Annotated in this window: 13 protein-coding genes (1 of these 13 running past the window's edge); 5 read left to right on the top strand and 8 right to left on the bottom strand. The window is 71.0% G+C overall.

Annotation, left to right across the window (positions count from 1 at the left end; genetic code table 11):
• Nucleotides 1-2: 2 nt before the first annotated feature.
• The 5 genes from DJ021_RS00825 to DJ021_RS00805 form a co-directional block, all read right to left on the bottom strand.
• Nucleotides 3-2,627 (bottom strand): M1 family metallopeptidase, encoded by a 2,625-nt coding sequence (locus DJ021_RS00825; RefSeq protein WP_111455714.1) that lies wholly within the window; start codon nucleotides 2,625-2,627, stop codon nucleotides 3-5.
• Between the two features lie 77 nt (nucleotides 2,628-2,704).
• Complete coding sequence (locus DJ021_RS00820) at nucleotides 2,705-4,195, bottom strand: MFS transporter (RefSeq protein WP_111455713.1); 1,491 nt, start codon at nucleotides 4,193-4,195, stop codon at nucleotides 2,705-2,707.
• Nucleotides 4,192-4,644, bottom strand: coding sequence for a MarR family winged helix-turn-helix transcriptional regulator (locus DJ021_RS00815; RefSeq protein ID WP_111455712.1), 453 nt, complete (start codon nucleotides 4,642-4,644; stop codon nucleotides 4,192-4,194). Before DJ021_RS00815 ends, DJ021_RS00820 begins: the two co-directional genes overlap by 4 nt.
• Before the next feature lie 80 nt (nucleotides 4,645-4,724).
• Nucleotides 4,725-5,003 (bottom strand): hypothetical protein, encoded by a 279-nt coding sequence (locus DJ021_RS00810; protein ID WP_111455711.1) that lies wholly within the window; start codon nucleotides 5,001-5,003, stop codon nucleotides 4,725-4,727.
• Nucleotides 5,004-5,058: 55 nt separating this feature from the next.
• A complete protein-coding gene (locus DJ021_RS00805) occupies nucleotides 5,059-5,832 on the bottom strand; it encodes a PhoH family protein (protein ID WP_111455710.1) in 774 nt (257 codons plus the stop codon).
• A gap of 316 nt (nucleotides 5,833-6,148) precedes the next feature.
• Between DJ021_RS00805 and DJ021_RS00800 the strand changes: the two genes are divergently transcribed.
• From DJ021_RS00800 to DJ021_RS00790, 3 genes are all read left to right on the top strand, one after another.
• Nucleotides 6,149-6,685, top strand: a complete 537-nt coding sequence (locus DJ021_RS00800; protein ID WP_111455709.1) for a gamma carbonic anhydrase family protein — start codon at nucleotides 6,149-6,151, stop codon at nucleotides 6,683-6,685.
• Nucleotides 6,686-6,724: 39 nt separating this feature from the next.
• On the top strand, nucleotides 6,725-7,507 hold the full coding sequence (locus tag DJ021_RS00795) for an enoyl-CoA hydratase-related protein (protein WP_111455708.1): 783 nt from the start codon (nucleotides 6,725-6,727) through the stop codon (nucleotides 7,505-7,507).
• 226 nt (nucleotides 7,508-7,733) lie between these two features.
• On the top strand, nucleotides 7,734-9,389 hold the full coding sequence (locus DJ021_RS00790; RefSeq protein WP_111455707.1) for a choline dehydrogenase: 1,656 nt from the start codon (nucleotides 7,734-7,736) through the stop codon (nucleotides 9,387-9,389).
• Here the strand turns inward: DJ021_RS00790 and DJ021_RS00785 are convergent.
• Together DJ021_RS00785 and DJ021_RS00780 are read right to left on the bottom strand one after the other, a co-directional pair.
• A complete protein-coding gene (locus DJ021_RS00785) occupies nucleotides 9,386-9,931 on the bottom strand; it encodes a PAS domain-containing protein (RefSeq protein WP_111455706.1) in 546 nt (181 codons plus the stop codon). The genes DJ021_RS00790 and DJ021_RS00785 overlap by 4 nt on opposite strands.
• Nucleotides 9,932-10,024: 93 nt before the next feature.
• Nucleotides 10,025-12,937: a M16 family metallopeptidase gene (locus DJ021_RS00780; RefSeq protein WP_111455705.1), complete on the bottom strand. Its 2,913-nt coding sequence runs from the start codon at nucleotides 12,935-12,937 to the stop codon at nucleotides 10,025-10,027.
• A 115-nt stretch (nucleotides 12,938-13,052) separates the two neighbouring features.
• Here DJ021_RS00780 and DJ021_RS00775 point away from each other — a divergent pair, with 115 nt between their 5' ends.
• Nucleotides 13,053-13,760, top strand: coding sequence for a rhomboid family intramembrane serine protease (locus DJ021_RS00775; protein ID WP_243625872.1), 708 nt, complete (start codon nucleotides 13,053-13,055; stop codon nucleotides 13,758-13,760).
• Between the two features lie 91 nt (nucleotides 13,761-13,851).
• Nucleotides 13,852-14,280 carry a CBS domain-containing protein gene (locus DJ021_RS00770; RefSeq protein ID WP_111455704.1) on the top strand — a complete coding sequence of 143 codons (429 nt, stop codon included), beginning with the start codon at nucleotides 13,852-13,854 and terminating at the stop codon, nucleotides 14,278-14,280.
• A gap of 106 nt (nucleotides 14,281-14,386) precedes the next feature.
• Here the strand turns inward: DJ021_RS00770 and DJ021_RS00765 are convergent, their stop codons facing one another.
• A protein-coding gene (locus tag DJ021_RS00765) for an RrF2 family transcriptional regulator (RefSeq protein WP_111455703.1) crosses the window boundary here: on the bottom strand, nucleotides 14,387-14,755 show its 3' portion. 72 nt of this gene lie beyond the right edge of the window; 369 of the gene's 441 nt are visible here — the last part of the coding sequence; its start codon lies beyond the right edge, outside the window; it ends in the stop codon at nucleotides 14,387-14,389.

Here is a 14,755-nt window from a genome sequence, read left to right as displayed (position 1 = left end):
GCCTAGCCCGGGTGGGTGGCCAGCCAGCGGTCGACCTCCGGCAGGCGCTTGGTCGTCACGTCGATCCGGACACGAACGGCGGCGATCGCCTTGTCGGCCTCCCCGCGGCTGGAGGCCGGCGCCGTCTTGGCGAAGGCGGCCAGCTTCTGCTCCATGGCCGGATCGTGGCTGCGGCCGCCCAGGCCGGTGAAGAAGCTGGTCCGGCTGGTGGGCTCCAGCATGGCTTCGATCGCGGCGCGGTGCGCGAGCGCGAAGTCGAAGGCCTTCTCCGGATAGACATTGGCGACCGCGGAGATGATGGCAGGCGCGTCGGTGGCTACAGGCTCGCCGCTCAGCGCCAGGGCCAGGGCCTTGTCGGCCAGGGCCGGATCGTGGCTCGCGCCCAGGCGGCGGTAGAGGCGCGACTTGTCGGTGGGGTCGGTCGAGGCGCGGGCGAGCTGGTGCAGTTGCTCCCAGGCGGTTGCGTCCGCGTGGCCGGCGACGATGCCCAGCACCGTGCTGCGGACCGAGCCGGTGAGGCTCTGCGGATCCTTCAGGTACGCGGCGAACCGGCGACGCGCTTCGGCGACCACGGCCGGGTCGTCGAATTCACCCAGCGCGGCTATCAGCGAGGTGCGCAGCAGGGCGACGTTGTCGGCCTCGCCGGGCGCCGGCGTCCAGCCGACGCGGGCGAAGACCGGGGCGAGGCGGGCGCGGGCGAAGGCGCGATAGGCGTCGCGGCCGGGCAGGCCCTGGTAATAGCCGTCGATGGCCGCCAACTCATCGGCCAGGGTCTGCAGCACGATCGGGTCGAGGCCCGGATCGGCGTAGCGGGTCAGCTCCAGGAACCGGCTCATCGGCGCGACGCCGGCCTCGCCGAGCGCGCGGCTGTCGTAGAGCAGGCCGAGCTGGTCTTCCGGCGTCAGACCGGCGAACCGCGGCGCGAGCGGCGTCCACAGCTCCGGCGCATAGGCGGTGCGGAAGTAGGCGGTCTGGCCGGCGTTGACGACCGCGGGCCTCTCGCCCGCCCCGGGCACGACCGCGGGCGAGTTTGCGCTGACGACGCCGCGCCAGGCCACAGCGCCATCGGCGCCGCCGACTGCAACCGGCGTGCGCCAGGTGTGCGGCGTCTGCGAGGCGGCGTCGGCGGCGAAGCGGCCCTGGGTGAGCCGCAGGCCCTGCGGCGCCGGCTCGGCGCGGATCAGCGGCACGCCGGCCTGCAGGGTGAAGTCATGGGCGATGGCGGTCACCGGCTTCGGCGACACGTGGTCGAGCTCGGTCCACAGGTCGTCGGTGACCGTGTTCCCGTAGGCGTGCCTGGCGATGTAGTTGCGCACGCCGGCGCGGAAGACATCCTCGCCCACATAGCTCTCCAGCATGCGGATGACCGCCTGGCCCTTCTGGTAGGTGATGTCGTCGAAGGCGTTGGCGGCGGCGAACACGTCGGGGATCGGGGTGATGATCGGGTGCGTGCCGGTGCGGGCGTCGAGCCGCATGGCCGCCTGCTGGCCGCTCTGGGTCTGCAGCCACATCTTCCACTCGGGATGGAAGTGGTCGGTGGCCTTGTTCTCCATCCAGGAGGCGAAGCCCTCGTTGAGCCACAGGTCGTCCCACCAGGCCATGGTGACGAGGTCGCCGAACCACTGGTGGGCCATCTCGTGGGCGATCACCACGAACACCTGCTGGCGGTCATGCTCGGTGGAGAGCTTGGGGTCGAGCAGCAGGTAATAGTCGAAGTAGAAGATCGCCCCCCAGTTCTCCATGGCGCCGAAGAACTGGCTCTGGCCGGGGCCGGCCACCAGGTCGAGCTTGGGCAGCGGGTAGGGCGTGCCGAAATAGTCATTGTAGTAGCCGAGGATCTTGACCGCCGCGTCGAGGGCGAATTCGCCCTTGGCGGTGTCGCCGCGGCGGACCACCACGCCGACGTCGGTCTTGCCCACCTGCCGGTGGATGCGCTCGAAGTCGCCGAGCCCGAGGAACAGCAGGTAGGAGCTCATCTTCGGCGAGTCGGCGAAGGTCACCGCCTGGCGGCCGCCGGGCAGGGCCGTGGTCTTCGCCACCGGCATGTTGGAGATCGCCATCTGGTCGGCGGGGGCCTCCACCGTGAGGGCGAAGACCGACTTCACGCCGGGCTCATCCCACATGGGGGCGAAACGGCGGGCGTCGGAGTTCTCGAACTGGGTGAAGAGGGCGCGCTGCTTGCCCTTGGCCCCGTCGTAGTCGAGGGCGAACAGGCCCGAGGCCTGGGTGAAGATCTTGCCCGCGTAGTCGATGCTCAGCACGTAGCGGCCGGGCGTCAGCGGCTTGGCGAACACGAAGGCGGCGGTCTGCTGGGCGTCGTCGAGGACGATGCGCGGGGCGGCGGGGCGGCCGGACAGGCTGACCTTCTGGATGGTCAGGTCGGCGGCGTTCAGCACGATGCGGTCGGTGGCGCGCTTCACCACCACGGCGATCCTGGCCTGGCCCTGGAAGGTCAGCTTCTGGGCGTCCGGGGTGACCCGGATGTCGTAGCGCTCCGGCGCGACGGCGGTCGGCAGGACCACGCGGGCGACCGCGGCGGGCTTGGCCGGCGCCTTGTGCGCGGGCGCGGCGATGACGGGAGATCCCGCCGCCAGCAGGACGGCGGCGAGGGCGGTGACGGTCTTCATGGGCGGGCGAACTCGCAAGCAGCTCAGGTTGGGCGACACCTTAGAGGAGGCGCCCCACCGTCCGCCAGTCGCCCGGCTCAGGCGCGGCCGCGGCCGTTCATGTCGTCGCCGGCGTCGGCCGGCAGGGGGACGAACCAGGCGATCGAGACGAGGGACACCAGCCCGACGATCAGGAAGGCCGGGCTGACGGCGCCGGCGGTCAGGTGGGTCTCGCCGCGGGCCAGCATGAGGATGTGGATCAGCGCGGCGGCCAGGCCGATGCCGACCGACTGCACGACCTGCTGGGCCATGGCGGAGGTGGTGGAGGCGCGGCTCATCCGGTCCTGGCCGATGTCGGCGTAGGCCAGGCCGTTCAGGCTGGTGAACTGCAGGGAGCGGAAGAGGCCGCCCACCGCCAGCACGATCATGATCAGCCAGTGCGGCGTCGACGGCTTGAACAGGCTGTAGGCCATGAAGCTGACGCCGACGATCACCGCGTTGACGATCAGAACCTTGCGGAAACCGAAGCGGCGCAGGATCGGCGGCGCCACGGTCTTCATCAGCAGGGCGCCGGCCGCCGAGATGAAGGTCATCAGGCCGGCGGCGAAGGCGGACATGCCGAAGCCGATCTGCAGCAGCATGGCCAGCAGGAACGGCGTCGCGCCCATGGCGATGCGCATGAAGGCGCCGCCGGTGACCGAGGCAGAGAAGGTCCGGATGCGGAAGATGCTGAGGTCGAGGATGGCGTGCGGATTGCCGCGCGCGTGCCGCCAGTAGAGGCCGAGGCTCAGCGCCGAGAAGGCGAACAGCCCGGCCACGGCCGGCGGCGGCAGGACGCTGCGGCCCAGGTTCTCGAAGCCGAAGATCAGGCTGGCGAGGCCGACGCCGGTCAGGACGATGCCGACGAGGTCGATCGGCGAGACCGCCTGCTCCTTCACGTTGGGCACGTAGGCGCGCACCAGCAGGACGCCGACCAGGGCGACCGGCAGGTTGATGTAGAAGATCCAGCGCCAGTTGAAATAGGTGACGATGAAGCCGCCGAGCACCGGCCCGATCACCGGCCCCAGCAGCGCCGGCATGGTCAGCACCGACATCGCGCCGATCAGCTCGCTCTTCGCGGTGGTGCGCAGGAGCACGAGGCGTCCGACCGGGGCCATCATGGCCGCGGCCATGCCCTGGAAGATCCGCCCGACCACCAGCTCCGGCAGGGTCTGGGCGAAGCCGCAGGCCGCCGAGGAGACCGCGAACAGCACGATCGACAGCATGAAGACGCGCTTGGCGCCGAACTTGTCGGCCACCCAGCCGGAGACCGGCAGGAAGACCGCCGAGGCCAGCAGGAACATGGTGATGGCCATGTTCAGCCGCAGCGGATCCTCGTGCATGGCGCGCGCGATGGTCGGCAGGGCGTTGGAGATCACCGTGGCCTCCAGCGTCTGCATCATCAGCGCCGAGCCGATGATCGCCGGGACCAGCCAGTTGCGGCCCGCGCCGGCCTGCGCGGCCGCAGGCGCCGGAATGGACTCCACCGCGGCCGCGTCCAGGATCGGCTGTTCGATCAGCTCCTCGGCGAGGGTGTCGGCCCGCCTCATGCCTGCGCGCCCACCAGCTTGAGCAGCGGGGCGGCGGCGGCGGCCAGCGTCGCCCGCTCCGCCGCCGGGAGGGTGGCGAGGCGCGCGGCGAGCCAGTCGTTGCGCTGGCGGCGGATGATGTCGAGCTTGCGCGCGCCGGCGGCGGTGATCGCCAGGCCCGAGCGGCGGCCGTCGGCCTCGTCCCCGCTGCGGGCCACCAGCCCCAACGCCTCCAGGCGCTTGATATGGCCGCTCATGGTCGGACGCGAGGTGCGCTCGGCGTCGGCCAGGGCGCTGACGCCGACGCCGGGGTTCTTCTTGATGGCGCCGAGGAGCAGGGCGTCCTGGGCCGAGAGGCCGGCCTTCTGCGCCTCCTGGCGCAGCCGGCGCGAGACGCGCAGCAGGGCCGGACGCAGGGCGTCGGCCAGGGCGACGATGTCGGTGGGATCGGTGACGGCCGCGGCGGGCATGAGGACTCGGCTAGATAGTTAGGTTGCCGAACTATCTAGTGGGCGCGCGGCCGGGGATCAACCCGCCAGCCGGCTTTTCGTCAGCGCCCGGCGGGATCGCCGCTCGTCTCGGCGTCGTCCCCCAACGGTCGGGCATCCCAGACGGAGGAGGACGGCGGGGCGACGGCGAGGTCCTCCACCGGCGGTCCCACCTCGGCGGGCAGGCCGGCGTCGACGCGCCCGGTGTGTTCGTCGGGCGGCGGTGGTTCGCCGGGTTTCTCGGTGAAGCGGGCCTTCACCAGCTGGCCGGGCTTGGGCTCGTAGTGGGCTTCCGCGCGCCGGTCGCCGGTGGCCACGGGCTCTTCGGGGATCTGGGTCATGGCTCGCCTCCGCCCGGTCTAGCGGCCGGGCAGAGGCGAGGTTCCGATGACGGGTCTAGAGGACGCCCAGCATCTCGGCGACCAGGGGGTGGCGGACGATGTCGCGGTCGGCCAGGCGGACCACGGCGATGTTGCCGATCGCCTCCAGCTTCTCCGCCACCGGACCCAGGCCCGACAGCTCGGGGAGCAGGTCCGACTGGTTGGGGTCGCCGGTGACCACCATGGTCGAGTGCCAGCCCAGCCGGGTCAGCAGCATCTTGAGCTGCATGTAGGTGCAGTTCTGGGCCTCGTCGATCACCACGAAGGCGTTGTTCAGCGTCCGGCCGCGCATGAAGCCGACCGGCGCGATCTCGATGGCGCCCTCGGCCATCAGGCTGCGCACCCGCTTCATCGACAGCCGGTCGGAGAGCGCGTCGTAGAGCGGCCGCAGGTAGGGGGCGAGCTTGTCCTCCGCGTCGCCGGGCAGGAAGCCGATGGATTCGCCGGCTTCGACGGCGGGGCGCGAGAGCACGATGCGCCCGACCCGGCCCGCCTCCAGCGCCTCGACGGCCTTGGCGATGGCGAGATAGGTCTTGCCGGTGCCGGCCGGGCCGAGCGCCATGACCAGGTTCTTGTCGTCGATCGCCTTGATCAGCTCCTCCTGGCCGGGGGACTTGGCCTTGATGGTCTTCAGGTAGCCCTGATCGCGGTCCTCGGTGTTGCTGTTGTGATGGGCGAGCGGCGACCAGCCTCGGTCGAGCGGCAGCCGGCGGATCTTATCGTCGCCCTCGAACTGACCGGCGTCGAACGCACCTTCGCGCAGCTGTCGCTTCATGGCTCGCTTGCTCATCAAAAGCCTCCGTGGGGGCAAGAAAAAAGGGCGTCTCCGCGATGGAGCGCCCTTTGGGTGGTCGGGTTGGAACGGATGCGGCGGCGTGCGCAGCCTGGCGGCTCGCCTTCCTGTGCTGGTCCGGGCGGGGGTTCCCCGCGAGAGAACAACAGACTCGACGCCATCAACTCCGCCCAGCGCGAGACGCGGGACCGTGCTCGGCCCGCGGCGGCTTCCGGGAGGGCTATCGCCCCCTCGAATCGCCCGACTAGAATGATCCTAACGTGCTTTCTGAAGTGTTAAACGGACGGTTTGTCGCAAGAAACGGGGTGTGCGGATGGCTGTGTACGACTTGGGCGGTGTGACGCCTGAATTACCGAATGATGACGAATACTGGATTGCGCCCACCGCAGCCGTGATGGGGCGAGTGATTCTGAAGAAAAACGCTTCGGTCTGGTTTGGCGCCACCCTTCGCGGCGACAACGACCCGATCCTCCTCGGCGAGAACTCCAACGTGCAGGACGGAAGCGTATTGCACACCGACGCCGGCTCGCCGCTGACCATCGGGGCCAACGTGACGGTCGGGCACCTGGTCATGCTGCACGGCTGCACCATCGGCGACAATTCGCTGATCGGCATCGGCTCGATCGTCCTGAACGGGGCGCAGATCGGGAAAAACTGCCTGATCGGCGCCAACTGCCTGATCACCGAGGGCAAGCAGATCCCCGACAACTCCCTGGTGATGGGCGCGCCGGGCAAGGTGGTGCGCGAGCTGTCGCCGGAGCAGGGGGCGATGCTGGCCGCGGGCGCACATCATTATGTGGAGAACTGGAAGCGCTACCGCCGCGAGCTGAGGCCGGTTGACGGATGCTAGGGCGCCGGCCGCAGGCTGCTGAAAACGGGAGGACCGGCGATGGCCTACGAATTCATCCAGGTGGAGCGCGAGGGGCCGGTCACCACGGTGACCCTGAACCGGCCGGAGGTGATGAACGCCCTGCATTCGCCGGCGCACTTCGAGCTGGCCGACGCCTTCGACGCCTTCGCCGCCGATCCCGAGCAGTGGGTGGCCATCGTCACCGGCGCCGGCGAGCGCGCCTTTTCGGCCGGCAACGACCTGAAGCACCAGGCCGGAGGCGGCAAGATGGAGAGCCCGCCGTCCGGCTTCGCCGGCCTGACCTCGCGGTTCGACCTGACGAAGCCGCTGATCGCGGCGGTGAACGGGGTGGCGATGGGCGGCGGCTTCGAGATCGCGCTGGCCTGCGATCTCATTATAGCGGCCGACACGGCCACCTTCGCCCTCCCGGAGCCGCGGGTCGGCCTCGCAGCCCTGGCCGGCGGCCTGCATCGCCTGCCCAGGCAGATCGGGACCAAGCGGGCGCTGAGCATGATCCTCACCGGCCGGCGGGTGACCGCGGCGGAGGGCCGGGAACTGGGCTTCGTCGCCGAGGTGGTCCCGGCCGCCGAGCTGATGGCGGCGGCGAGACGCTGGGCCGCGCAGATCGTCGAGCTGTCGCCGATGTCGGTGCGGGCCTCGAAGGAGGCGGTCTACAAGGGCCTGGACGAGCCGACGCTGGAAGCCGCGATCAAGGGCCAGAACCGCTATCCGGCGGTGGCGGCGCTGTTCCGCAGCGAGGACTTCGTCGAGGGGCCGATGGCGTTCTCCCAGAAGCGCCCTCCGCAATGGAAGGGGCGTTAAATCGCTCCTCCCCTGCGCAGCGGGGGAGGTGGCGCGCCCCGCAGAGGGCGTGACGGAGGGGGCGAGCCGACGCACTGCGCCAGGCCCGCGCCCCCTCCACCACCCGCTCTCCGGCGGGTGGTCCCCCTCCCCCGAAGTCTTTGCTTCGGGGGAGGAGCGGGGCCTTGCCAGAAGATGACTCCCGCGTCACGTTTCGGGACAACCACCATCGATCAAGGCCCCGCGAATGGATCGCTACGACTACATCATCATCGGCGCGGGTTCGGCCGGCTGCGTGCTGGCCAACCGGCTGAGCGAGGATCCCGAGACCAAGGTCCTGCTGGTCGAGGCGGGCGGCAAGGATTCCTCGCTGATGATCAAGATGCCGGCCGGGGTCGGCGGGCTGATCGGCAAGCAGGGGCCGTTCAACTGGGGCTTCTGGACCGAGCCTGAGCCGCATCTCAACGACCGCAAGCTGTGGTGGCCGCGCGGCAAGGGCTGGGGCGGGTCGTCCTCGATCAACGGCATGGTCTACATCCGCGGCCACGCGCGGGACTACGACCAGTGGCGGCAGATGGGCCTGCCCGGCTGGGGCTATGCGGACGTGCTGCCTTACTTCAAGCGCTCGGAGAGCCTGGAGGGCGGGGCCGACCCGTGGCACGGCGGCGACGGTCCGTTGCGGGTGTCCAAGGCCGCGACGCCGAACCCGATCTACAAGGCCAGCATCGAGGCCGGCGCGCAGGCCGGCTATCCGCTGACCAGCGACTTCAACGGTTTCCAGCAGGAGGGCTTCGGCCCCTACCAGCTGACCATCCACAACGGCCAGCGGTGGAGCGCGGCGCGCGGCTACCTGCACCCGGCGCTGGGGCGGCCGAACCTCACCTGCCTGACCGGGGCGCGGACCACGCGGATCGTGGTCGCGAACGGCCGCGCGGTCGGCGTGGAGATCCTGGAGGCCAAGGCGACCACCACGCGGATCGTCTACGCCGACGCCGAGGTGCTGCTGTCGGCCGGCGCGGCGCAGTCGCCGCACATCCTGCAGCTCTCCGGCATCGGCGACGCCGACGAGCTCGGCCGCCACGGGATCAAGCCGGTCCACCAGTTGAAGGGCGTGGGCGCGAACCTGCAGGACCACCTGGACGTGACCTTGTCCTGGGAATGCCCGCTGCCGATCACCGTCTATTCCCAGCGCAAGGGCCTGAAGATGCTCGGCGTCGGGCTGAACTACATGCTGTTCGGCAAGGGCATCGGGCGGCAGAACTTCCTGGAGGCGGGGGCCTTCCTGCGCTCGCGGCCCGACCTCGACCGCCCCGACCTGCAGATCCACACCGTGCTCGCCATCATGCAGGACCACGGCAAGGTGTCGGTGCCGAAGGACGGCTTCACCTTCCACGTCTGCCAGCTTCGCCCCGAGAGCCGCGGCTGGGTGGGACTTAAATCCGCCGATCCGCTGGCCGACCCGGCGATCTTCGCCAACTACCTGTCGGCCGAGGAGGACCGCCGCGCCATGCGCGAGGGCGTGAAGATGATGCGCGACGTGGCCGCGCAGTCGGCGCTCGATCCCTACCGCGGCTCCGAGTTCGCGCCGGGGGCGGACGTGAAGACCGACGCCGAGATCGACGCCTGGATCCGCAAGACCGGCGAGACGATCTACCACCCGGTGGGCACCTGCCGGATGGGCGCCGACGGCGATCCCATGGCGGTGGTCGATTCCGAGCTGAACGTGCAGGGGATTTCCGGCCTGCGGGTGATCGACGCCTCGGTGATGCCGACCCTGGTGGGCGGCAACACCAACGCCCCCACCATCATGATCGCCGAGAAGATCGCCGACGTGATCCGTGGGCGGCCGGCGCTGGCGCCGGACGACGCGCCGGTCTACGGCGACGGCCTGCAGGCGGCCTAAGCGATCAGCCGGCCGCCGATGGCGGCGAGGCGCACGCGGGGCGCTTGCTCGTTGGCGGCGCCTGGGCGGCGCAGGCTGCGCACCGACAGCTCCAGGGCCGCGCGGCCCTGCAGGCGCGCGACCATGGACAGCGGCTGGTAGAGGCCGAGGTAGCGGTCCGGTCCGCCGTCGTCGGCGGTGAGGGGCGCGAACAGCACCTCCATCGGCAGGCTCGCGCCGTCGGTCAGCACCTCGGCGACGGCGACCAGCGGCTCGGGCCGCGTGCGGATCTCCTCGAGCGCGGTCTGCAGGCGCAGGCGGTCGCGTTCGGACCACAGCGCCAGGCCGTTCACCCCGCGCAGGTCGAGCTGGTGCAGTTCGGCGATCAGGCCGCCGGCCAGCCGGACCGGGTACAGGCCCCTGGCCTCGCGGCCGAGGATGAAGGTCTGCGGCATCAGCTGGCGGAAGTCGGCGGGCTGGATGGCGGAGCGGTTCGGAGCCCGTCCGGGCAGGGCGCGGCTGGCCCAGTATTCGATCAGCCGTTCTGTGTTGGCGTGGAACATGTAAGCCGCCTCACGCGGCCGATGATGGCCGCATGAGGCTTGCAGGAAATCGCGCGCCAGCCGGAGGTTGTGCCGGCATGACACACGCCGCCTTCAGTGCGCGGCGGCCTTGTCGGCCCCGGCCTCGACCAGCTTGGCCTGCGGCCGGACGATGACCTTGTAGGCCTTGTCGTCCTTCAGGAAGGTCTCGGCGGCCCGCTTGACGTCGGCGGGCGTCACCTTCGCCGTGCCGGGGATGACCTCGCGGATGCTGTCGAGCCGGCGGGGATCGGCCTGGGCGCCCGAGAGCTCGGACAGCCAGTACTGGTTGGTCACCTGGGCGCGCTGGATGGTCTCCAGGCGAGGTTTCTTGGCGCGGGCCAGCTCGTCGGCGGACACCTCCTTGGTCTTCAGGTCGGCGACGATCTTGTCCACGTCGGAGAAGAACTGCGGCAGCTTCTCCGGCGGCACCTCCACGCTCGACGCCAGGTAGCCCCAGCCCGACCAGACCAGGCTGTGGCTATAGCCGACCGAGGGGCTGTAGGTGGCGCCCTCGGCCTCGCGCAGCTGCTCGGTAAGCCGGATGCGCATCACCTCGCCCAGCACGGCGGTGTCGCGCGCCCGCTGCGGGTTGGTCCAGTAGTCGGTGGTCGGCCAGGCGATGTAGCCGATGGCCTGGTCGGCGCGGCCCTTGTGGGTGAGCACGACCGGCTGGGCGACGCCGGCCGGGAAGCCGACCTGGCGCTGCGTCGCCGGAACCGGCTTGGGCGCCGGCCGGGCGGGCAGGGCGCCGAAGGTGCGGGCCACGGCCTGCGTCGCCTGCTCCACCGTCACGTCGCCGACCACCACCACCTCGACCGGGCCGTTGGCGAGGTTGGGGACGATCTGGGCCTGCAGGTCGTCGGGCCGGGCGTCGGCGATCTCCTCGCGGCTCGGGAAGGTCCAGCGGCGGTCGCCGCGATGGATCAGCCCGCCGAGGTCGCGGGAAAGCACGCCGGAATCGGTGGACTCGTACTGGTCGTGGATGGTCTTGCCGGCCGCCTTTAGGCGCTGGAAGGCCTGCGGCCGCCAGCCGGGCTCGGCCAGGTAGGCGGCCAGCACCTGCATCTGGGTCGGCAGGTCGCCGGTCCGCGTCGAGCCGGAGAGCACGAAGGCGTCGTCGGTGATCCCGAAGCGGGCGCCGAACACCTTGGCGGCCAGCACCCGCTCCATGTCCTCGTTGGAGATCTTCTTGAGGCCGCCCTCGATGAACGCGCCCGACGCCCAGCTGGCGCTCTGCCGATCGCTCGGCAGATCCTCGAGCCCGTCGCCGACGTTGACCCGGACCAGCACCTCGTCGTCGCGGAACTTGGTCGGCTTGACGGTGAGCCGCACGCCGTTCTCGAAGCGGACGAAGGTGGCGCCGAGGTCGGCGACGCCCTTGGTCTCGGCGACCTTGCCGGGCGAGCCGAAGCTTTCGTAGGGCCAGGCGACCTGGGCCGGGGCGGCCGGCGCGGTCACCGCCACCTTCTGCGAGGCGGTGAGCTCGGCCAGCAGGGCCTGGTCGCCGCCCTCCACCGGCAGCGGGGAGGCCATGAACAGCAGCGGTCCGGAGCCGGCGAAGGCGGCCTTCAGGGCGGCGGAGACCTCGTCGGCCCTCAGTCCCTTCACGGCGGCGTCGAACAGCGCCAGGTCCTCGGCGGGGTTGGTCACCACCTCCTTGTCGTCGAGGGAGCCCACGATCTCGTTGGCGAGGTCGGCCTGACGGCGGGTGGCCGCGCCTGCGACCGCCGCCTTGAGCATGGCGCGGATCTCCTCGATCTCGCGGTCGAGCTCGTCCTGCCGCACGCCGTACTGCGCCGCGCGGCGTTCCTCCTGTTCGGCGGCGGCCAGCGCCGGGCGCCACTTGCCCGGCTCGGCGCTGACCCCGACCATGGTCACCTCGGCGGAGTGCTCCTGGTCGCCCTTGTAGGCGCCGGCGCCCAGGAAGGGCGGCTCGGCGGAGCGGGCGATCGCCGAGAACCGGCGGTTGAGCACCGCGAACCCCAGCTGTTCGACCACATCGCGCCGGCGCTTGGCTACGGTGTCGGGGGCGAGGTCCGGCGGGGAGACCCAGGCGAGTTGCAGCGACAGCGGCGCGCCGGGCTCGATCACCAGCTTGGCCTCGGTCCCCCGCGGCTTCACCCGGCCGAGGTCCGGCTCCGGCCCGACCGGGCCGACGGCCTTCCAGTCACCGAACCTGGCCTTGATCTTGGCTTCCATGACCGCGGGGTCGAAGTCGCCCACCGCCACCAGCACCGCCCGGTCGGGACGGTAGTAGTGATGATAGAAGTCGACGATCCGCGACGCCGGCGCGGTCTTCAGCACGTCCACCTGGCCGATGGGATAGCGGGTGGGCAGGCGCTGGCCCGGCAGCAGGAAGGCCAGCCGTTGCTTATAGATGCGGTAGGAGGGGGTATCGCGGGCCCGCTCCTCCGACAGCACCACGCCGCGCTCGCGGTCCATGGCCGGCTGGGCGATGGTCAGGTTGCCGGCGGCCTCCCGCAGCAGCATCAGCGAAGTGTCGACGGTCTCGTCGTTCGTCCGCGGCAGGTCGAGCTGGTAGATGGTCTGGCCGAAGTTGGTGGAGGCGTTGGTGTCGGCGCCGAAGGCCAGGCCCAGCCGCTCCAGGATCTTGACCATGTCGCCCTCCGGCACCGCCTTGGAGCCGTTGAAGGCCATGTGCTCCAGGAAGTGGGCGAGGCCCTGCTGCGGATCCGTCTCCTCCAGGGAGCCGGCGTCGAACCACAGGCGCACCGCCGCCTGGCCGGGCGGGATCGACTGCTTGCGGATCGCGTAGCGCATGCCGTTGGGCAGGGCGCCGAACCGCGTGTCGGGATCGGCCTTCAGGTCGGACAGCGCCTGCGGCCACTGCCCCGGCGCGAGCTTGAGCGGCGCAGCCTCGGCGGCGGCGGCCGGGTGGGTCTGTGCGAAGGCGGGGGCGAGGCCCGGGGAAAGGAGAGAAATCGTGGCGGCGAGCGCGAGGCTCGCGCGCAGGGTACGGGTCATCGAGGGGTCCTGGAGGCGTCCGACAGGCGTGCACAATCGCCAAGGCCGATGGCGCCAGCAAGGCAAGATGGCGGCGACGGTCGCGCGTGCGGCCAAGAGCCCCTAAATGGGGGCGATGGACGTCTCCTGGTATCAAGACACTTCCGGCCTGCCCGAGCGGCCGCAGCCGATGGGGCCGGAGCCGGACGAGCGGCCGGCGCGGGAGCCGATGTTCAACGCGCCGTGGCCGGCCCTGCTGCTGGTGGGGCTGATCGTCGGCGGCTATGCGCTGCAGACCCGGTTCCCGATGGAGACGGTGGTCGATGCGATGGCCTTCTCTCCGGCGGCTCTGGCGCAGGGGCGCTGGGCGACCCTGATCACCGCGCTGTTCGTGCACGGCGGCTGGGCGCATGCGCTGATGAACGCCGCCTTCGCCCTGGCCTTCGCCACCCCGGTGGCGCGGTTCTTCGGCGAGCGGCTGGGCGGCGTGCTGACTTTCTTCGCCTTCTACCTGGCCTGCGGGGCGCTCTCCAACCTCGGCTATGCGGCCCTGCATCCGGGCGGCGCCCAGCCGCTGGTCGGCGCCTCGGGCGCGCTGTCCGGCCTGATGGCGGGCTCGGCGCGGCTGATCGCCGGGCGCGGCCGGCTGGGGCCGATCATCTCCTCGCCGGTGATCGGCATGGGAGTCGCCTGGGTGGTGGTCAACGTGCTGATCGGCGTGCTGGGCAGCGGCTTCACCCCTGGGGCGGGCGGCGCGACCGTCGCCTGGGAGGCCCACCTCACCGGCTTCCTCGCCGGCGTGCTGGTCATCAGCCCCTTCGCCTGGCTCGCGCGGCGCGCGTAGCCGGCGCCAGCTGCACGCCTCACATTCGCGTGCATTGCCGGCCGGAGATTTTTGCGCAACGGTGTTCTCCAGCACGGGAGAGGAGACGCTGATGCTTGTCTCACAGATCCTCAGGACCAAGGGCGACCTTGTGTTCACAGCGAGCCCCACCGAGACGGTCGCGGCCGTGGCCAGCCAGATGCTTTCCAGGCGGGTCGGCGCCTTGGTGGTGCTCGACGCCGAGCGGGTGGTGGGCATCGTCTCCGAACGCGACGTGGTCCGGGCGGTCGCTGAGGCCGGCGCAAGCGCGCTCACCAGACCGGTGTCCAGCTGCATGACCCGCGACGTGCTGTTCGCCGAGCCCGGCGAGACGGTGGATTCGCTGCTCGGCCGGATGACCGACCGCCGTATCCGCCACCTGCCGGTCTGCCACAAAGAGCGGCTGGTGGGTCTGGTCTCCATCGGCGACCTGGTGAAGTCGAAGATTTCCGAGGTGGAAGCCGAGGCCGACGGCCTGAAGGCCTACATCGCCGCGAGCTAGGCTCTTTCGAGATCCCCTCCGAGAGGAGGGCTGGAAGCCGGCCGCCAGCCGGCGAGGGCGGGAAAGCAAGCTTTCCCGCCCGCCTTCGTTCGGGACGGGCGATTCCCTAGGTGAGCGCCGCGGCGCCGAGCGATCCGGAGGCCGCGGCGGCGGCCAGGCTGTAGCCCTCCAGCACGTCGGCGGTGGCGTCGCGGGCGCGGAGCAGGGCCTCGCGCAGGGAGCAGGCGTCACGGTCGGGACAGTCGTCGCACTTGCGGAAGTGCAGGCGCGGGCTGACGCAGGGGGCCAGCGCCAGGGGCCCGTCGATCACCCGGATCACTTCGGCGAAGCTGATCTCCGGCGCGGGGCGGGCGAGGGTGTAGCCGCCGAACTTGCCGCGGCGGCTGACCACCAGGTGGTTGCGCGCAAGCTCCAGCAGGATGGCCTCCAGGAACTTGCGCGGCGCGTCGGCGCGCAGGGCGAGTTCGCCGGACGT

It is taken from the genome of Phenylobacterium hankyongense (assembly GCF_003254505.1).
GTDB lineage: Bacteria > Pseudomonadota > Alphaproteobacteria > Caulobacterales > Caulobacteraceae > Phenylobacterium > Phenylobacterium hankyongense.
The sequence above is the reverse complement of the archived record's forward strand: the minus strand, read 5'-3'. Positions and strand labels throughout refer to the sequence as shown.